This is a genomic window from Marinobacter lipolyticus SM19, assembly GCF_000397065.2.
GTDB lineage: Bacteria > Pseudomonadota > Gammaproteobacteria > Pseudomonadales > Oleiphilaceae > Marinobacter > Marinobacter lipolyticus.
In genome coordinates this window covers 624,018-643,200 of the sequence record NZ_KE007317.1, presented here as the reverse complement: position 1 = coordinate 643,200, position 19,183 = coordinate 624,018, and the positions used below count along the sequence as shown (strand labels likewise).

Annotated in this window: 16 protein-coding genes; 7 read left to right on the top strand and 9 right to left on the bottom strand. The window is 56.7% G+C overall.

The features are described from left to right. Nucleotides 1-3 precede the first annotated feature (3 nt). Both MARLIPOL_RS09305 and MARLIPOL_RS09300 read left to right on the top strand, forming a co-directional pair. The gene (locus MARLIPOL_RS09305) at nucleotides 4-1,212 is read left to right on the top strand and encodes an efflux RND transporter periplasmic adaptor subunit (protein ID WP_186008478.1); all 1,209 of its coding nucleotides are present in this window, start codon (nucleotides 4-6) and stop codon (nucleotides 1,210-1,212) included. A gap of 9 nt (nucleotides 1,213-1,221) precedes the next feature. Continuing rightward, the gene (locus MARLIPOL_RS09300) at nucleotides 1,222-2,682 is read left to right on the top strand and encodes an SLC13 family permease (RefSeq protein WP_012137805.1); all 1,461 of its coding nucleotides are present in this window, start codon (nucleotides 1,222-1,224) and stop codon (nucleotides 2,680-2,682) included. Nucleotides 2,683-2,685: 3 nt separating this feature from the next. Here the strand turns inward: MARLIPOL_RS09300 and malT are convergent, their stop codons facing one another. Next, nucleotides 2,686-5,442 (bottom strand): HTH-type transcriptional regulator MalT, encoded by a 2,757-nt coding sequence (gene malT, locus MARLIPOL_RS09295; RefSeq protein ID WP_036191016.1) that lies wholly within the window; start codon nucleotides 5,440-5,442, stop codon nucleotides 2,686-2,688. Between the two features lie 259 nt (nucleotides 5,443-5,701). Between malT and MARLIPOL_RS09290 the strand changes: the two genes are divergently transcribed. From MARLIPOL_RS09290 to MARLIPOL_RS09275, 4 genes are read left to right on the top strand one after another with little or no spacing between them, the layout of a single operon-like run. Beyond that, the gene (locus MARLIPOL_RS09290; protein WP_012137802.1) at nucleotides 5,702-6,502 is read left to right on the top strand and encodes a C39 family peptidase; all 801 of its coding nucleotides are present in this window, start codon (nucleotides 5,702-5,704) and stop codon (nucleotides 6,500-6,502) included. 59 nt (nucleotides 6,503-6,561) lie between these two features. Further along, on the top strand, nucleotides 6,562-7,572 hold the full coding sequence (locus tag MARLIPOL_RS09285) for a hypothetical protein (protein ID WP_012137801.1): 1,011 nt from the start codon (nucleotides 6,562-6,564) through the stop codon (nucleotides 7,570-7,572). Nucleotides 7,573-7,609: 37 nt separating this feature from the next. Next, the gene (locus MARLIPOL_RS09280) at nucleotides 7,610-9,235 is read left to right on the top strand and encodes an OmpP1/FadL family transporter (protein WP_012137800.1); all 1,626 of its coding nucleotides are present in this window, start codon (nucleotides 7,610-7,612) and stop codon (nucleotides 9,233-9,235) included. A gap of 44 nt (nucleotides 9,236-9,279) precedes the next feature. Next, the gene (locus MARLIPOL_RS09275; RefSeq protein ID WP_012137799.1) at nucleotides 9,280-10,305 is read left to right on the top strand and encodes a MalM family protein; all 1,026 of its coding nucleotides are present in this window, start codon (nucleotides 9,280-9,282) and stop codon (nucleotides 10,303-10,305) included. Between the two features lie 2 nt (nucleotides 10,306-10,307). On the opposite strand, the gene MARLIPOL_RS09270 is transcribed toward MARLIPOL_RS09275, so the two are convergent. Genes MARLIPOL_RS09270 through MARLIPOL_RS09260 form a run of 3 tightly spaced genes read right to left on the bottom strand, consistent with a single transcriptional unit; the run spans nucleotide 10,308 to nucleotide 12,699 of the window. Next, nucleotides 10,308-11,339 carry a polysaccharide deacetylase family protein gene (locus MARLIPOL_RS09270; protein WP_012137798.1) on the bottom strand — a complete coding sequence of 344 codons (1,032 nt, stop codon included), beginning with the start codon at nucleotides 11,337-11,339 and terminating at the stop codon, nucleotides 10,308-10,310. Nucleotides 11,340-11,358: 19 nt separating this feature from the next. Beyond that, a complete protein-coding gene (locus MARLIPOL_RS09265; RefSeq protein WP_012137797.1) occupies nucleotides 11,359-12,027 on the bottom strand; it encodes a DNA-J related domain-containing protein in 669 nt (222 codons plus the stop codon). A 27-nt stretch (nucleotides 12,028-12,054) separates the two neighbouring features. Next, complete coding sequence (locus tag MARLIPOL_RS09260; protein WP_012137796.1) at nucleotides 12,055-12,699, bottom strand: TetR/AcrR family transcriptional regulator; 645 nt, start codon at nucleotides 12,697-12,699, stop codon at nucleotides 12,055-12,057. Between the two features lie 73 nt (nucleotides 12,700-12,772). Between MARLIPOL_RS09260 and ttcA the strand changes: the two genes are divergently transcribed. Continuing rightward, nucleotides 12,773-13,687, top strand: a complete 915-nt coding sequence (ttcA, locus tag MARLIPOL_RS09255) for a tRNA 2-thiocytidine(32) synthetase TtcA (RefSeq protein WP_012137795.1) — start codon at nucleotides 12,773-12,775, stop codon at nucleotides 13,685-13,687. Nucleotides 13,688-13,709: 22 nt separating this feature from the next. On the opposite strand, the gene MARLIPOL_RS09250 is transcribed toward ttcA, so the two are convergent. The 5 genes from MARLIPOL_RS09250 to ccoG are packed head-to-tail and all read right to left on the bottom strand — an operon-like array spanning nucleotide 13,710 to nucleotide 19,112. Beyond that, nucleotides 13,710-14,411 (bottom strand): sulfite exporter TauE/SafE family protein, encoded by a 702-nt coding sequence (locus MARLIPOL_RS09250; protein ID WP_012137794.1) that lies wholly within the window; start codon nucleotides 14,409-14,411, stop codon nucleotides 13,710-13,712. Next, nucleotides 14,411-14,626 (bottom strand): cbb3-type cytochrome oxidase assembly protein CcoS, encoded by a 216-nt coding sequence (gene ccoS, locus MARLIPOL_RS09245; RefSeq protein WP_012137793.1) that lies wholly within the window; start codon nucleotides 14,624-14,626, stop codon nucleotides 14,411-14,413. The genes MARLIPOL_RS09250 and ccoS overlap by 1 nt, the downstream gene beginning before the upstream one ends. A 51-nt stretch (nucleotides 14,627-14,677) precedes the next feature. Continuing rightward, nucleotides 14,678-17,125, bottom strand: a complete 2,448-nt coding sequence (locus MARLIPOL_RS09240) for a heavy metal translocating P-type ATPase (protein WP_036191008.1) — start codon at nucleotides 17,123-17,125, stop codon at nucleotides 14,678-14,680. Between the two features lie 5 nt (nucleotides 17,126-17,130). Continuing rightward, nucleotides 17,131-17,634: a FixH family protein gene (locus MARLIPOL_RS09235; RefSeq protein ID WP_012137791.1), complete on the bottom strand. Its 504-nt coding sequence runs from the start codon at nucleotides 17,632-17,634 to the stop codon at nucleotides 17,131-17,133. Nucleotides 17,635-17,678: 44 nt separating this feature from the next. Beyond that, nucleotides 17,679-19,112 (bottom strand): cytochrome c oxidase accessory protein CcoG, encoded by a 1,434-nt coding sequence (gene ccoG, locus MARLIPOL_RS09230; protein ID WP_012137790.1) that lies wholly within the window; start codon nucleotides 19,110-19,112, stop codon nucleotides 17,679-17,681. Nucleotides 19,113-19,183: the final 71 nt, after the last annotated feature.

Genomic DNA, 19,183 nt, shown 5'->3' with positions numbered 1-19,183 from the left:
ATGATGGTGACGAAAAAAAGGGGCTCCGGCAAGTATGTATTCTGGGGCTTGATGGGATTGCTGGCGCTGGGGGCAGTCGCTCTTGCACTGCGCCCCGATGCCGTCTGGGTCGATCTTGCCAAGGTTGAAAGAGGGGCGCTGGCTGTGACCATTACGGAAGAAGGAAAAACCCGTGTCAGGGACCGATACGTCGTGTCTTCGCCAGTTGCGGGCTACCTCCACCGGGTGGAGCTGGAAGTCGGTGATTCTGTGATCCCCGGCGAATTGCTCACAGAGGTGGAACCAATGCCAGCCAGTGTTCTTGATGCCCGCAGCCGGGCGGAAGCGCAGGCACGGCTGGCGGCAGCAAACTCAGCCCTGAATTCGGCACGACAGAAAGTGGCTGCGGCAAAGGCGGACGCGCAATTGGCCCAGAAGGAGTTCGAACGGCTACAGTCATTGAAAGGGTCTGACTTTGTTTCCACCGAGAGGGTCCAGCAGGCGGAGCTTGCAGCGGTTCGATCCGCCGCCATTCTGCGATCCGCCAGATTCGATGAAGAGGTGGTCGCTCACGAGCTGGAAGTGGCCCGTACTCGCCTCGACGTTTCTGCCGCCCGATCAGCGGGTGAAATCCCGGTGGAACGAGTAGCGGTTCGTGCACCCGTAAACGGCGCAGTGTTGGGCGTTTTACGCAAGAGTGAGGGCGTAGTCCAGGCCGGTGATGCCATTGTTGAAGTCGGCGATCCCGGTGCTCTGGAAGTGGTGGTCGATGTACTCAGCTTTGATGCAGTGCGGTTACAGTCGGGCGGCCGGGTACGGTTGGACGGTTGGGGTGGGCCGGAGCTTGAGGCTGTTGTGCGACGGATAGAGCCGGTCGGATTCGTGGACATCTCGGCACTGGGGGTGGAAGAGCAGCGTGTCCAGGTGGTGGCTGACATTGTCAGCGCAAGGGATGAATGGCAGGAGCTTGGTGATGGCTATCGGGTGGATGCCTCATTTCTGTTGTGGCAATCCGACGACGTGCTGAACGTCCCTGCCTCCGCGGTGTTTCGCCGTAACGGCGAGCCCTTTGTATTTCGTGTGGTCGAGGGGGTAGCACGTATTACCCCAATTGCGACGGGTGAGAGCAATGGACTGTTTACCGTCGTAGAACGCGGCCTCGACGAGGGGGATCAGCTGGTCAGGCATCCGGACCGGCAACTGTCTGATGGAGTCCGGGTCAGAGCTCGCTAGGAGGAATAGATGATGCGGTCGAAAATCCAAAAACAAAACGAGGGTTTGCCCAAAAGTCAGATGATCGGCTTGTTTCTGGGGCCGCTGTTTCTGCTGCTCACCCTTGTGCTGCCGGCACCGGAGGGAATGAACAACGCCGCCTGGGCTGCAGCCGGACTGATGTTGCTCATGGCAACCTGGTGGTCCACCGAAGCCATTCCCATCCCGGCCACGGCACTGCTGCCGATCGTATTGGTGCCGGCGTTGGGGTTGGGCTCGGTCAAAGAAGCTACCGCGCCTTATGCCAACCCGATCATCTTCCTGTTTCTGGGTGGCTTTACACTGGGTCTCGCAATGCAACGCTGGAACCTTCACCGGCGAATCGCATTGCTGACCCTGCGTTCCGTGGGGGATAAACCCAAACGTCAGATTGCCGGGTTCATGATTGCCACGGCCTTCCTCAGCATGTGGGTCAGTAATACGGCGACATCCATCATGATGCTGCCCATTGGTTTGTCGGTGATTGCGATGATGGGAAGTTCAGAGCCAGAAGCGCAGCGCCGGTATGCGACAGCGCTTCTCCTGGCGATTGCGTACTCCGCAAGCATTGGCGGCATTGCCACCCTCATCGGCACCCCACCCAATGCGCTTTTGGCCGCCTATCTCAGTGAGAATCAGGGCGTGTCCATCGGATTTGCCCAGTGGATGCTGATCGGTGTGCCGGTCACTTTGCTGATGTTGCTGTTGACCTGGTGGTGGTTGACCCGGAAGGATTTTGGCCTTTCCAGTCAAGGTGACAGCGGCACCATGATTGATGATGAACTGGCAGCCCTGGGCTCGCTGAAGAAAGGGGAGAAACTGGTTGCAACGGTTTTCATACTCACTGCCGCTGCGTGGATCTTCCGACCGTTGTTGTCGGACAGCCTGATGCCCTGGCTCAGTGATACCGGTATTGCTATTTCAGCAGCGGTGGCCATGTTTCTGATCCCTGTAAATGTGAAAGAGCGGCTATTCGTGCTGGATTGGGAAACCGCCCAGAACATTCCCTGGGGCGTGTTACTTCTGTTCGGGGGTGGCCTGGCGATGGCCGGTGTCATCAGCAGTTCCGGACTGGCCGAATGGATTGCCGAGAGCCTGAGTATCGCCGGTCATCTGCCTGTCATTGTGATGATTGTCCTGGTCGCCGGCGTCATTATTTTCCTGACGGAAGTGACCAGCAACACTGCCACCGCCGCGGCTTTCCTGCCATTACTTGGCGCAGTGGCTATGTCCCAGAACCTGTCACCCCTGCTACTGACGGTACCGGCGGCGATTGCCGCGAGCTGCGCGTTCATGATGCCAGTGGCCACGCCACCAAACGCCATTGTGTTCTCCAGTGGCCACATGAAGATTCAGGACATGATACGCGCAGGGTTTGTGCTCAATATCATGGGCATACTGGTGGTGACCCTGGCCAGTTACCTGTTGCTTGGTCTGGTATTCACCCTGTAATACCTATTCGCCCTGAATCTTGCTCAGAAGGTCCTTAGCCAGTTCGATGGCTTCTGCACGGTGACTGATGTTCTGTTTCTGGTACAGGCTGCGAATGTGGGTTTTCACCGTGGTGGACGCCACCTTCAGGTGTTCCGCGATCTGGTCGTTGGACAGGCCGGCATGAATCAGGCTCAGGATCTGCCATTCCCTGCGGGTGAGGGGAGATGTGCGGATCAGCTCTGGTACATCCGGACGATCGATGATGTCCTGGATAATGGCCTCATCCAGTGAGATACGAATCGCACGGCTAAAATCCCGTTGCTGTTGTGCCAGTTGAATCAATCGTTCCGCGCGTTGTAATTCCATGCCATCAATGGCACCTTCATTGATCAGTGCTTTCAGGATAACAATCAGTACTTTACCCATGCGCAGAAAACTGCCGACTGCGCCAGTGGTGCTGGCCAGGGTCAGCGCGGTTTTCATGTGGACCAGAGCCTGATCCCGATTCTCCATTTGCCAGAAAAGATAGGCGAGGGCAATGTGGTTGCGATTGAGATCGGTCTTCAGGCCGATCCTCTCAGCCACTTCTGTCAGTGATTCCAATAATGGCAGGGCGAGTTCATATTGCCCGAGACTCACTAATGCCCGTGCCCGGTTACGACCGTTGCACTGGTGAAAATGGTTGGTGGCCGATGCCGGGTCACAGGGCGGGGCAATGGTCAGCCAGCGCTGAATTGAATCATGGTCACGAACGGCATCCCAATACGTCAGCATGGTGGCATGGGCATTGGCGACCCAATCCAGGTGATAGTCTCCGGCTGCCAGCATTTTCTGGATCCGGCTGATGTAGTCGGCGCACAGGCTTTGCCGGCCACGGGCATGGGCGACCTTGGCCAGGGATGTGTGGCTCTGGACATACCAGCGCTCGCCCTGTGCTTCCAGAATCTCAATCCCCTGTAACGCACAGCGCTCAGCGCTCTCCAGGTGATGCCATTCCCACATGATCTGGCTGCGGATACGGAACAGGAACTCGAGAATGGGCAGGTGATTGAGATGGTTCTCTTCGGCATACTGGAACGCGCGTTCCTGGATGTTGTAGGCCTTTTGCAGCAACCCCATCGCCACACTGATCTCGGATTGCTGACACAGGGCCCAGAGTACGTTCTGGTGCGCGTGGTGAGTGCGAGCCAGGTGCTCGGTATCCTGCATCCGTGCCAACGCTTCATCAAGTTGCCCCTGCACGAACAGGGCTTCACCGATCACGGACGCCGCCGCAACCCGGGAAGTGGGCAGGAAACGGGCTTCCTGGTTGATGGCCTCTGTTGCCAGCACCAGGGCTCGCTCATGGTCCCCGTAATTCATGGCAACCTGGGCCCGAATGGCACTGAATTCTCCTTCGATAGCGCGCTGGGTGTCGTCATTCATGGAAGCCTGTAACCGGGCTTCCGCAGCTGACAGCCAGTTTTCCACCTCATCAAACTTGTATTGCCCCTGGGCAACCCAGGCTCGCAGCAGTGTCAACGTGGGGGCTTGCGCAATAATGTCCTGGGGCAGTGTGTCGAGGCAGCGTTGCAGCAGGGTAAATTGCCCCTCGGTGAAGAATTTGCGGCCGTGGGCGGTCAGGACCCGAGTTATACGGTCGACATCTTTCGCCGCAATGGCGTGTTTTGCTGCTTCCTCCGCATGATCCAGTTCCAGCCACGCATCAACGGCGCGCTGGTGAAGTTCCTGCTGGTTTTCCTGTGTTGTGCAGCTGAGCAGGTGACGTAAATACACCGAAAACAGCGGATGATAACGGAACCAGAGGGCTGAATTATCAACAGGGGTGATAAACAGCCCCATGCCCAGGAGACTGCTGAGCAGCGCCTGGCCATCGCTGTCATTCATCACCCGCATCACCATGGCAGCATTGAATCGATCAAGAATGCTGGTTCGCAACAGGAAGGTCCGTTGTTGCTCGGTTAGCCCCTGTCCAAGCAGTTCGTCAAAGTAATCGAATATATACTGGTTGCCATGGGCCAACTGGTCTACGAAGTCACTGAACTCTATGCTGGTGGCCGCCGAGGCGGACAGCAGCTGAAATGCGGATATCCATCCTTCAGAACGCCTTACCGCACGTTCAATGCTTTCCCGGGAAACCTCGTAGGGCAGCCGGCTCTCAAAATACTGTTGTGCTTCGTCAGCGCCGAAAGCCAGATCGCGAGTGGTTATCTCACTCATACGTCCCTGCATTCGTAGCTGAGCCACGCCCACTGGTGGCATGGTACGGCTGATTAACACCAGGGTCAGGTAGGCGGGAATATGGCGAAGCAGGAAGCGGAGGCTGTCGTGGATGTCCTGATTGGTGATCAGGTGATAGTCATCAAGGACAACATAAAGCGGCTCGTCGTCTTGAGGTAGCTCAGCGAGCAGATCGGTCAGAAACGATTCCAGGCTGGAATAGCCGTCGTTCTGCAGTGTTTCAAGTGTGCTCTGGCAACATCCCGGCACCTGCACTTCTAGTGCCTGAGCCAGGTAGCCTGCAAACCGGGCGGGATCATTGTCTCCACTCTCGAGTCGATACCAGGCAGCCCTGGCTTCCAGTGCCCGGAGTCGGTCGGCCATGGTCGTGGTTTTGCCGTAACCGGCTGGCGCATGCACCAGAAGCAGGTTGACGGGAGCAAGTCCATGCAACAGGTCATTGAACTTCTCTCTCGGGAGGAGTGCCGTTGGTGGCTGGGGAGGCTGATTCTTCGCAGCAATAAATGTCAGGTGACCCGGGCTAAGTGTTGTTGTCATCAGGATCTTCAAATTGGGTTACAGGCAAATTCAGTAGGTTTGATACCGGCTTTCGGTCCCGCCGTCAACTCTGAGCCGATTCGCGGCGATGCCTTGAACCAGTTCTCAAAACCTTGCCCCACGGCCTCTTCTGCAGCGATAGATTTGAGGCACAGTTATCTTTAAGCACCGGGGCTTTTCGGTATCTTACCGTAACAACATGTAACTCAATAATGCGTGCGAATTACCGTGACAAATAATAACAGGGACTTCTTCTGACATGCTGCTGGTGCTCGCCGGATCCATCCTTACTTTCACCATGGTGCAGGAAGCAACCGTTGTGGAGCCGTTTGATAAGGGAGCGATAGTCATCGAACAGGATGTCGACAGCAGCCCGGTCAAGCTGCGCTCGGATGTCCGGGTGGAACCCCTGGTAGAGCAGAAGTTCCGCAACATAGTCCGCCAGGCATACGACTACAGTTGCGGCAGCGCTGCGCTGACCACCGTGCTGAACTTCTATCTGGGGCGGACACTGAACGAGCGACAGGTAATGGAAGGTCTGCTTCATTACGGGGAGAGTGAACGGATCGTTCAGCGCCGTGCCTTTTCCATGCTGGACATGAAACGCCTGGTGACGGCTCTGGGGTATCCCTCCGGCGGATTCAAGGCCAGCATCGAAGATCTGATCGACCTGGATCACCCCGCCATCGTCCCGATTCATCACGCCGGTTTCAAACATTTTGTTGTGCTCAGGGCTATCCGGGATGACCGGGTTTATCTCGCTGATCCGGCGGTAGGGAACATTTCCTTCACCCTGGCGCAGTTCGAGGAGAAGTGGGACGACAACGTGTTGTTCATTGTGTTTCCGGGCAGTGACCAGCCACTGGATTACCTGGAGCTCAAGGAAGAGGACTTGCGTTTCATCGATGACCAGACCATGACCCTGCTGGCGCTACAGCGAGTACCCGAGTTCCATGAATCAACCGCCAGGCGTGTTCAGAACCTGCTTGAACGCCAGAAGAACAACCCGGATGGCAGCGTGGAAAACACGCGTAAGCAGCTTCACTACCGCCGGAATTAATCGCCCGGATTCAGCCTCCGGGAATCAGGAATAATAAAATCAGAATTAAGGGAGTCAGGATGAATCGTTGGTTTACGCGAGGCTTTATCCTTTGTTCAATAGCAGCCTTGGTGCCTGGGGTCGCTGCAGCACAGGAAGACAATGTCGACCAGGCACGGGAAGCACTGGCGAAACAGGAAGGTGATGAGGATTCCACTCGTCAACTGGAAGAGGTCTTTCAGGCGTCTGAGAAAAATTACTCCCTGCAGAAAAAAGGCTCCCATGCCCTGAATTATTCGTTTGATTACAGCTACACCGCGGACCAGCGGCTGGACCTGGCGATTACCAACGGTTCGGTTCGCAATCTGGATGTGGTGCCCTCGGCCACCCACAGCTTTACCAATGCTTTCTCCTATGACTATGGCCTTCTGGATAACCTGACAGTGGGCACACGGGTTCCGCTTGTGGTGAAGTATGACACGCAGGATGAACTCAATGTTTACGATTTTGGGGATATCTCCTTTACGGCCCGCTGGCAGCCATTTGCCTATGTACCCGGCAAGATGTCCACCACTCTGTTCGGCACACTTTCTTCCAAGACCGGTGTTAGTCCCTACGAGATAGACATCAATGAGCAGCTCTCCACCGGCAGCGGCTACTATTCGATTGGCGGTGGAGCAAGCCTGTCGAAGGTACTAGATCCGGTGGTTATATTCGGTTCCCTCAGCGCCACCTATAACGTGACCGAGTCGGGCCTGCAGCAGGTCCGGGGGGCGAGGTTGCTGGAGAAAGTCGAGCCCGGGTTCGGTCTGTCAGGTTCGGCCGGTTTTGCCTACTCATTGTCCTACGACATTTCCCTCAGTGTTTCAGCACAACTCAGCTACAGCGACGAGACCATCCTGACGTTCACCAATGGGGACCAGGCGGTCGCCCAGGACCAGATGACCGGTTTTCTCAGTTTTTCACTGGGCACCCGTGTCAGCGACACCACCATCGTGAACACCAGCCTCGGTATTGGCCTTACTGAGGATGCCCCGGACTTTTCTCTGGGCGTGTCCCTGCCCATTAATTTCTCCGGCCTCAAAGAGTGATCGAAGTCGCTGACGTTTTACGGGAAGGGAAGACTCCATGGGAATGACCAGCCACAACAGGCAGATTCTCGGCGCAGTGATCGCCGCGACCATCTCGTGTGGTGCCGAGGCCCAGCTCGCGCAGAACCTGACGATTCACCCCAAGGCCCTGGCTCTGGGGAACGCGGTGACGGCAGATCCGCCCGGCATCATGGCGATTCACTATAATCCGGCGGGGCTGACCAAGCTGGAAGGACGCCAGCTTGAAGTCAACCTGATGAGCGTTTATCTCGATGTCGATGCCGATTTTCATGCCCCGGAAGGCTATGAAATATTCGGCATTGATGGTCTGGAGACCGACCCGCTCACTGGTGAACAGCGGGATCCGGTCGCCAATAGCCACAGTCACACCAATAACGTGGCGTTGTACCTGCCGGGGTATGGAATCTTACGCGCTCCTCCGGGACCGGCGATTGCGCCATCGGCCGGCATCAGCATTAACCCTCCGGGGTCAAAACTGACTTTCGGTAATGCGTTCTATCTGCCGCTGGCTGCCGGCTTTTACCGGGACAAGGACGATCCGGGGCGCTATCAGCCCCAGGCGACGGCACTGCAGAGAACCACCTACCTGGCCCCCACCGTTGGATACGAGATCAATGACGAATGGTCCGTAGGCGCAGGGATTCACCTGTCCCACATGGGGATTGCTGCAGACCAGTACATGCGTGCACCCAATATGCTGCTGGGTGTCGCGGAAGTGCTCCAGGACGCCTTTAACTGCGAGAGCGGTGATGAACCATTGCAGCCATGGCTGGCGTTATGTGGCGGTAACGTAGGTCCCTGGGATGACATTGGTGCCTTGAGCATTGATGTTCAGGATACTCTGTCTCCCACTTATACACTCGGGGTGATGTGGGAGCCGACCCACTGGTTTAGTTGGGGTGCGAGTTACACCTCCGAAGCGGACATGAATCTCAAGGGTACCTTCGAGATTGAGTACACTGATGACTGGTCGGGTTTCTGGCAGAGTGTGAATGGCTCGGTACTGGGGGCGATTACCTCCGCCATTCTCAGCTTGCCGTCAGGTGCCCCCCGTGAGGCCGGTAACGTAAGCATGGATCTGGTGTATCCTCAGCACTTCCAGACCGGTATCAGCGTGGACGTCCATCCGAAGCTGACGGTGAATGTGGATGCGGGCTGGACCGACTACAAACAGTGGGATGCGTTCGTTTTCCGCTTTGACCGCAACCTGGAATTCCTCAACGCGGCACGCATCCTGTCTCCGGATAATGCGACGCCGAATACCCTGCGGCTGCCCCTTGGCTTCACGGATCAGTGGAACTGGGCGTTTGGGCTGGAGTTCCATGCCTCATCCCGCCTGGACCTGCGGGCCGGGGTGGAGATCCGTGATTCGGTGATCCCGGATGACCAACGATCCATCATGGCGCCGTTTGGGGGCGCTAACCTGTATAGCATTGGTATGGGGTACCGGTGGGACAAGGACACCGAAATTGATATGAACCTGAGTTACCTGCACTCCGTTGAGACCATTCCGGCGGATACCAGTTGCAACATTAACTGTGACAATATAACCAATATCATCTACAACCCGTACGCTGGGCTGGATGTGAAAACTTCACTGCGTGTCGTGATGGCGGGCCTCAGTTTCCGGACAAAGTTCTGACGCGTCCCCAGGGTTTGGTTGCGTCGTTAAGGTGATCAGAAGATATGCCCAACAACCGGTTCCCGTACGCGGCAATTCTCACTGTAACGATGGCCCTTGCCGCTCTCGTTGGCTGCCAGGCCGATGGAAGTTCACCTTCCTCGCGGGAAGGGTATTTCACCTGGGTGGATGATAAGGGGCGGGTCCAACACTCCCGGATAATCCGTGAATCCGAACCGGAGTCTGAACAGCCCTCCCGGGATAAAGCCCGTAGCGAACAATCCGCCTCCGCAGATGACTCGGAGTTCAACCTGGAAAATTATCCGGATGGGAATGAACTGGAACGGCGAGGTTATGTCCGTCCGGGAGAGCCCCAGCCATACTTCACCTGGCAGGACGCCGAAGGCAATATCCGGACGAGCTATTATCAACCGGATACACGCTCAGAGGTGGAAAAAGGTCGAATCAGGCCACCCGTCAAGCTGACGCCTGCCAGCATCTATCACCGCAGCGCTTATTCTGCACCCGTTACCAAAAGGGAAGGTGGCGATCCGGATGCCTTTGCCATTCTCGGTATTGATGACGCAGGAGACGGCTTCCTCAAGCGCTGGGCAGGGAATTGTTGTGAGGACTTTGGGCGCGGGGATGTTGAGGTCTGGCGCAGCGATCGTGAGTTTGGCGTGACACTCGACGACAGCTCACCGGTTCATGATTTTATGACCGGGCGCAGTCCGTATCGGCTGATTCGTTTGCCTGCCGGGGCGGAGAAGCGTGATTTTATCCTGCGGCTGCGATCATTCGCGAATGACGGGCTGTTCGTACCTTCGATTGCCTTTCTCGATACCAGCATGAAACCAGTGAGAATTGTTACCGACCTGGTGGCGGAGTATGTGCCGGAAACCTGGCATCGCCATGGTTACCTGGAAGCCTTTATACCGGTGTTTCCCGGGCACGGTGAACGCTGGATGGTGATCTTCACCCGAGACGAGGACCTGCAGGGGCAGACCGTTGTTGAGGATAAACGCGGCCCCCGAGCCATTCACCACAGCCTGCGGGGCGAATTGGGTCTGGCTGAGATTCGGGAGCGTTAGGGTCAGTCTTCCGGCTGGCCCAGGTCCAGCCATTGTTGAGACAGCCAGTAGTAGCTGCCATCGTCGGCGGGGTGTGTGCAGTTGTAGCGGAAACGTCGACTGTTGAAGGCGTCTGGAGCCGTCACCTTGACTGTACCGCCGCCCATACTATCAACGTCGATACGGCCCTGGCCGGATGCGAAGCAGGCCAGTCGATTCACGCTCAAGGACCCAGGAAGCGTGAATTCCAGCGTTGGCGGATTGTCGGTGATAACGCCTGCAGGCAGGGTACTGGTATCTACAGGCAGTGCCTTGCTGAGCAGTTTGTCTTTCAGGGTACTGAGCTGGCCATAGGCGTTGGCCATGGGGAACCGGGGTAGCCGGGTGGTGCCTGAGTTTTCTCCAACGGCGCCTGATTGCTGTCCGAATCCGAACCAGCCTCTCTCAGCCAGTTTTTCCTCGAGCCGGGCATCAAATTCGCCGTAGGGATAGGCAAACAGGGCGGTATCAGTGCCGAGCTTCTCCTCCAGGCCAGACTGGGCGCGGTCGAGGCTGGTCTCCACTCTCTGTTCCCACTGAGATTGGCTTTCGTCGGGTCGCTTTGCCAGGTGGCCGTGATCGTGGCTGTGGTTGGCAATGGTAACCCCGTTCTTTTCCCCGAGTTCTCTCAGTTGGGCCCAGGTCATGTAGCCGGTGCCGCCCACGGCGCGGGTGTTTACAAATATCGTGTAGGGGTAGCCTCGGCGCGCGAGCCTGGGTGCCGCCTCCGAATAGACGGATTCATAGGCGTCATCGAAAGTGATGGCAATCAGTTTGCGATTCGTCAGTTCGCCCTTCAACGCCGCTTCTGTTCCGTGCTGCAGCGAGACGACGTCCAGCTGCAGGTCTTCGATCATTTCCAACTGCCTTTCAAACAGGGAAATGGACGTGCTGGTGGCTGGCGGTGTGGCATTACTGACGTGGTGATACTGGAGAACCACGAGGTCTGCCTGGGCACTGAGTGCGGCACCGGTAAACAATAAACCACATAAAAATCGGATTGTTATCTTCACCATTGATCCTTCCTGGCTCTGATTATTGAAAGTGTGCTTTGAGTACCGAAAAGGCCTGGTTCAGGCTCTGGATACTCTCGGTATCGCCACCGCGATCCGGGTGGGCCTGCATGACAGCCCGGCGGAACCGGTGCTTCACCTTGCTGAAACTGTCCGGAAGGTGAGCAAACCCCAGGATCTCGGCCGCCTCTATCGCTTCCTGCCGTTGCGGGCGTTTCGGGTAGTGTCCGGTCCAGAAATCGTTCATCATTTTCTGAATAGTGACCTCTGACATCCGATACTGGGAAATATCCAGGTAAAACTCCCGCAGTGTATCGACTTCGCCGGCAACACCTGACCCCGAAACGACAGGGCTCCTCAGCAATTGCAGGCGCATGGGGGAAATATTCAGGGTTTCCCCGTTGTCATTGAGCTGATCACGCAATCGATACAGGGTATGGAATAGTAGAAAGTGAACCGGGTAGAGCTTCTCCGGTTCACTGAATGAGACCTCGCCAATCAGTTCCCATGGTGGGCTCTGAAGGCGCTTGATGAGACTGAGTTCGTTGATACCTTCCGGGTGCCGGCGCAGTTCGTTCTCAACCGCGACCAGCATGTGCTGGATTTGCAGGTCCAGCACCGCACCGTGATCGGACTCTGCTGGCGAGGTTCCGTTTGCGGATGATGCGTTGGTCTGGGATGGTTCGTTCATGGCTCCATGTTAGGGGACCCGGCGTGGTTAGGAAAGCTTGGGCAGTTGTGTCAGTCCGCCCATAAACAGCGTGGCTGCAAATTGTGCTGCCTGTTGCGCCTCATGCTCACCCTTGCCTGGAGATTCATGAGTTCTTCTGGCGACGCGTAAACTCATTTCGTAGGCGACGCCGGAAAATGCCGCGCGAAGGTAATCCTGGTCAACGTCAGGCAACAGCTCCCGTTTGACGGCACTGTGGATTTCTTCGTCCAGGGCTAACATCGCCAGACCAAGGAGATCAGCCCCAAACAGGTCGCGGATGGCATGATCGTTCCGATGAGCCAGTTGGTAAACCAGCGGGTCATCCGCAGTGGCCTGGAACAGGGCAAGATAGGCCGTATGGATAAACTCCCTGGCGGTATCGGATGTCTGCCGGTAATGGTTCAGGTTGGTATTGAGCCGATTGAGGAAATCAGTCAGCAGGGCAGCGAATATATCCTGTTTGCTGGAGAAGTAATTGTAGAAGGTGCCGGCGGCGAGCCCCGTCCGGCGGACGATATCCCGGATGGTGGAGTTGTCATAGCCCTTTTCCCGGAAACATTCCCGGGCCGCCGCCAGTATGGCGTTGCGGTTACGGATACGGTTGGTTTCCCGTTTGCCAACGGTATCGTCCGTGGTTTGTAACATATCCATGTCGGTATCCTGTCCCTGAGTGTTTCACACGCGTATAATTCTGAGCCCACCAATCCAGTGAACGTAGTGTTTTATGTCTGATGCAATGACAGCCAACCCAGATTATCCCCTGACGTCCGACGCGGATCGCAGGAAGAAACTGGAACTTAACAAGCTGCAGAAGCGTCTGCGCCGTGAAGTCGGGCAGGCCATTGCAGAGTATTCGATGATTGAAGCCGGTGACAAGGTTATGTGCTGCCTGAGCGGCGGCAAGGATTCCTACGCGATGCTGGATATCCTGATGAACCTGCAGAAAAGTGCGCCGGTCTCCTTTGAACTGATTGCCGTCAACCTTGACCAGAAGCAGCCGGGTTTCCCGGAAGAGGTGTTGCCCGACTACCTGAAAGCCATGGGCATCGAGTACCACATCATCGAAAAAGACACATACAGTATTGTTAAGGAAAAAGTGCCGGAAGGGAAGACCACATGCGGTCTTTGTTCCCGCCTACGTCGCGGAATTCTTTATAATTTTGCGGAAGAGCACGGTGTCACCAAGATCGCGCTGGGACATCACCGGGACGATCTGCTGGAAACCCTGTTCCTGAACATGTTCTACGGGGGCAAGCTCAAGTCAATGCCACCGGTCTTGCACAGCGACGATGGCCGGAACACAGTGATTCGCCCCCTGGCATTCAGCCGTGAAAAGGATATTGCCCGTTATGCGGCACTGCGTGAATTTCCGATCATTCCCTGTAACCTGTGCGGTTCTCAGGAAAACCTGCAGCGTCAGGTAATCAAGGAGATGTTCCAGACCTGGGACAAGCAGCACCCAGGCCGTTTGGAAACCATGTTCCGTGCCATGTGCAACGTGGAGCCATCGCACCTGGCGGATAGCACGTTGTATGATTTCCGTGAGGGCAAGCGGCTGAACGGGCAGAGCGCACCGGCTGTTGGCTCCGTGGAGCCCGAGCCCGCTGACTTTGGTCGGCTGGACGTACTCAATATCTGAATCGGGAGCCTGGTAGGAGGCTTTACCCGCCGTGCCCGCTACGCAGAACCATGCCCAGGGGCAGTGTCCAGATCCCGAATCCGATCAGAAGCACACCGGTTAGCTGTCGGATCTGCTGCTGACCCTGAAGCTTTTTTATCCAGGTTGCCGCGTAACCGGTGGCCAGCATGGAAGGCAGGGTGCCGAGGCCGAAAAAGACCATGGTAGTGGCCGCGCTTCCGACAGAGGGCTGCAGCGCGGCCCACCCGAGGGTGCTGTAGATCAGGCCGCAGGGCAACCAGCCCCACAGACTCCCCAGGGCAAGTGCCTGCCAGGCGTGGTGGACGGGCAGGAAGCGTCGGGTCAGGGGGGAAAGCACCTTCCATACCGGTGCACCAACACGTTCAATATAACGAATACCCTGCCACCACTGGCCCATCGACAGGCCCATCAGAATCAGCAAAATGCCAGCGATGCTTCTCAGCACCGGTGCGAGCTGGGCCCACTGGTCGGCAGCGCTGGTGGTCAGCAACGCAATCAGGGTAGCAATCACCGTGTAGCTGCCAATTCGCCCGCCGTTGAAGGCCAGGAGCATCAACGTCTGACGCAGGCGAAACCCTCTGCCGACGGGCAGCGCCAGGGACAGAGACGCACTGATGCCACCGCACATGGCCAGGCAATGCGTACTGCCCAACAAGCCGATGAGAAAAGCGCTGGGGTAGCTCAGGTACAAGCCTTCGGTCATCAGCTGTCTTTTTTCTCGTCTTCGGTCTCGTCGGAGTCAGCGATCTTCCTTTCACTGGGCGGCTTGGCGTCATCCGGAATCATGTCTTTGTCGTCATCGTACAGGATGCGATGCGCCGGCCCTTCCAGGTCGTCGTACTGGCCGTTTTTGACCGCCCAGGAAAAAAGAACGATACCCAAGGCCACGAGGATGAGCATGACGGGGACCAGGATCATTACTATTTGCACAGTGAAACCTCGGATTAACTGGGTGTCCTGACTAAGGTATCAGGGTGTGGTCAGGGCGCCAACCGCATGGCCGGTCTGGTGATCATCAGGTGTTGTGCGGCCAAGCCTGAGTGCATTCAATACCACCACCAGTGAGCTCAGGGACATGCCAATGGCAGCAAGCCAGGGCGGCACCATGCCGGCTGCTGCCAGTGGTAGCGCCAGCACATTGTACACCAGGGCCCAGCCCAGGTTCTGACGAATGACCCGGCGGGTCAGGCGGCTGGTGTTCATGGCCTCGGTCAGTTGCATCAACTGGCCGTTGAGCAGCACGGCATCGGCCTTCAGTTGTGTCAGGTCGGCTGCACTTCCCATGGCCACGGAAATGCTTGCTCCGGCCATGGACGGAAGATCGTTCAATCCATCGCCCACCATCATTACGTTGCGGCCTTCCCTCACCAGTTTACGCAATGTTTCCAGCTTCTGTTCCGGTGTCGCTTGTCCAATGGCTTCGTCAACGCCCACGCTCCGTGCAATCTGCTCCACATGTCCTGACCGGTCACCACTGAGTAGCAGCGTGTGGATACCCAAAGACTTCAATCTGGCGATGGTGGCCTTCGCATCGGGCCGGGGCTGGTCGTCCAGCGTGAAGCGCGCCAGCCATTCGCTATCGGTGGCCAGCCAGATGTCGATACCCTGAGTGACCGGTACTGATGGTTGTGGAGCGCGGGTGTGCTCTCTGACAAACCCACTGTGGCCGATATACACCGGTTTGCCATCATGGACACCGGACAGGCCGCCACCCAGATGGTTGGTGACTGAGGACACGGTAGCGCCGGAAAACGGGTGGAATATCCGGGCAATGGGGTGCTCGGAGTGTTTTTCCAGGCCAGTGGCGAGACTGATGCAGGCTGGCTCGTTCAGGGATCCGGTCACTCGGGTTTCAATCAGGCTGAGTTCACCGCGGGTGAGGGTGCCGGTTTTATCGAAAATAACCGTATCGATATCGTTGAGGGATTCCAGAGTGTGGCCGCGAGTCGGCAGAAATCCCAGCCGGCGAAGTCTGACCGTTGCGGAGGTGATGGCCGTCGGCGTCGCCAGCGACAAGGCACAGGGGCAGGTGACCACCAGCACGGAGAGGGTGATATCAAAGGCGTTGTCAGCTCCCGCCAGCCACCAGCCTATCCATACCAGTGGCGTCAGGATCAGCACCCGGCTGACGAAGGTGCCCGCGATACGATCGGCCATCCTGGCGACCGGAGGTTTCTCCGCCTGTACGCGGTCGAGAATGCGAAGGATGCCTGAAAGCCGGGTCTGTGCACCAGCACTGCTGACTTCGATATCCAATGGGTTTTCGCCGTTAACGCTGCCGGCATGCACGGTATCGCCGGGCTGCCGGGTTTCTGGTAGGTATTCACCGGTCAGAGCGGCTTCGTTGAGAGTGGAATGGCCGCTGATGATGCGACCATCCACTGGTAACGTCTCCCCGGGACGTACCCGAATTGTGTCTCCGGCGCGCAGTTCATGGCTGGCGACGATGGTGGTCGTATCCCCACTGATACGCGTCGCTACGTCCGGCTGAAAGCCGGCCAGGGCGTTACCGGCAAGTCCTGCCCGATACCTCGCCTGCATCTCGATGTAGCGGCCCAGCAACAGGAAGAATGTAAACATGCACACAGATTCGAAATAGACTTCGTCACCGCCCATCACGGTGACCCAGGCGCTGGCGGCGTAGGCCAGACCAATAGCAATGGCGACCGGCACATCCATGGTCAGGTGGCGGCTTAGCAAGTCCCTGCGGGCGTTTCGGAAAAAAGGCCGGGCACTGAACAGCACCACCGGGGTGGCGACCAGCAGGCTGAACCAGCGAAAAAACGCAATGAAATCCGGAGACAGGTCATTGACCAACTCAAAATACAGGGGGAACGCCAGCATCATACTCTGCATTGTGCCGATGCCTGCAACCGCGAGCCGAATCAGCGTGGTACGGTGTTCTGCCTTGAGCGTTTTTTCCGCATCATCGGCCTGATAGGGTCTGGCCCGATAGCCGAGTTCGTGGATAGCAATGAGCAGATCGCTCAGCTTCGCCTGTTCCGCAGACCAGACCAGTCGTGCCCGCTGGGTGGTGTGGTTCACAGAGAATGACTGCACCCCGGGTTGCTTGGCCATGTGGTTTTCCAGCAACCAGATGCACGCAGCACAGGTGATGCCCTCAATCAGCAGTTGGGCTTCCTGCCCGCCTTTGGTGGCAGTGACGAAGGATGACTGAATCAGCGGATGATCTACTTCACGTATCCGCTCCAGCTCGTTTCGTGTCAGCTGTTTCGGCGTGACGGCGGGTTCCGTTCGGTACTGGTAAAAGCCGGTCAGTCCTTCCGAGCGGATGGTTTCACACACTGCCTTACAGCCCCGGCAACAGAAATGCCGGGTTTCACCGTCGAGCTCAAGGGTGATAGGCGGTGAGCCTTCAGCCGCTTCACCGCAATGGAAACAGAATAGGGTGTTCACACGAACTAACGGTTTACCACGCCTACCTGAATGGCTGTTTCAGAAGGCAGGGATGTTTCGCCCTTCAGGCGCCAGTCATTGTCGGGACTGCGCAGATCAAAGTACCAACGGCCTTTGATGTCCTGATTCATGGTTGCCCGATAGGTGCCCTGACCGGTTCGGGAGAACTGAATGGTCCTGTCCTTTTCAGCGATGGTCGGGTGGAACAGGTTGAGGATCAGGTAAGGGTAATCCGTCTGACCAGAGTGGCTGTCCAGCACCAGTTTGATGTTCCGGTCGGAGAATGACATTTGCGCCTGAAGTCCCAGATCGCTGGCTTTCTGATCGCGGGCAATTTCCATGTTGATGCCGCGACCTTCTTTGGAATAGTCGTCGGTCACCATGGAATTCTCGGTGTTCATTGCAATGGTGATGGCAATGGCGCAATAGGTGATGGAAGCCAACGGAAAAATCGTCAGGAACCAGAACCACGGCTGGCGATACCAGGGCTTAACAGTGTCTTCAGTCATAACTCATAATCTCTCAAATAGGTCCGTAACGGGTAGCCGGAATGCTAGCGGGTAGGACCGACAAATCGGCTTTCAGTTTCAATGATCAGTGACTCATCGGTTTCCGAGGTGATGCGGAACCGAATGATGTTGTTGCTTTGGGTGATTGTCTCCGGGTCGACATCCACGACCGTTGGAAGCGCCCGATTTTCGCCACTGTCGACTGTCACCTGGGTATTTGTTAAGAGTTGAATACCCTCCATGCCGGAAACTGAGATGTTGAAGGTTTGTGGTACCTCCGTCATATTGGCGATTTTCAGGGTGTATGAGTTCTCGACTCGCCCCTGTCCATTGAAGCCGAATGGCGCGCCGCGATCCTTGAGGACATCCAGCTGCGCCGGCACCCGGGTCGCCAGGACAAACACAATGGCGCCGGTCATCAACGCAAGCACCGCGCCGTAACCGAAGGTTCGGGGGCGCATGAGTTTGGAGGGTTTGCCCTCAAGCTCGTTCTCGGTGGTGTAGCGAATCAACCCTCTCGGGTAATTCATCTTGTCCATCACTTCATCGCAGGCATCAATACACAGAGCGCAGCCGATACATTCATACTGAAGCCCGTCCCGGATATCGATACCAGTGGGGCAGACCTGGACGCACTGGCCGCAGTCGATACAGTCCCCAAGCCCAAGTTCTGCCGGATCCGCATCCTTCTTGCGTCCGCCCCTGGGTTCACCTCGGTTTGGATCGTAGGACACCACACGGGTGTCAGGGTCAAACATCACTGACTGGAAGCGGGCATAGGGGCACATATACAGGCAGACCTGTTCTCGCATCCAGCCGGCGTTGAGGTACGTAGCCAGGGTAAAGAATCCGACCCAGAAGTAAGCCCAACCGTTGGCCTGAAGCGTGAACAAATCGGCAATCAGTTCACGAATGGGGTAGAAATAGCCGACGAACGTGAGACCCGTTGCGAGAGCGATCAATAGCCAGGCGGTATGCTTCAGGGACTTTTTCACCACTTTCTGCGTGGATCGTGGCGATTTGTCCAGTTTCATGCGTTTGTTGCGACTGCCTTCAATCCGTTCTTCGACCCACATGAAAATAAAGGTCCATACGGTTTGCGGACAGGTGTATCCACACCAGACGCGTCCAAACAGCGTGGTGATAAAGAACAGACCGAATGCGGCGATGATCAGAAGGCCGGACAACAGGAAGAAATCTTTCGGGTATAACGTCAGCCCGTACAGATGGAATTCCCTGGCGGGGAGGTCGAAGTGAATCAGTGGCTGGCCGTCCAGGGTGAGCCAGACAAACAGAAAATACATACCCATCAACACCAGCAGGCTGACGTTACGGATGCGCTGGAAGAAGCCTTCCTTGACTTCCTTGACGTAGATCTTCTTACGGCTGGCGTATAACTCGACGGTTCCGGATTTATTGTTCTTATCGGAGGGGTCAGAGGACGGGTCAATCTGTTTGACCGGTATCTCGTTGCTCATCGCTACCTCCCGATGAAAATTCGCCGCTGAGAAGGATCAGGGGCATAAGGGTCTGTTCAAGCCTGTGCCCG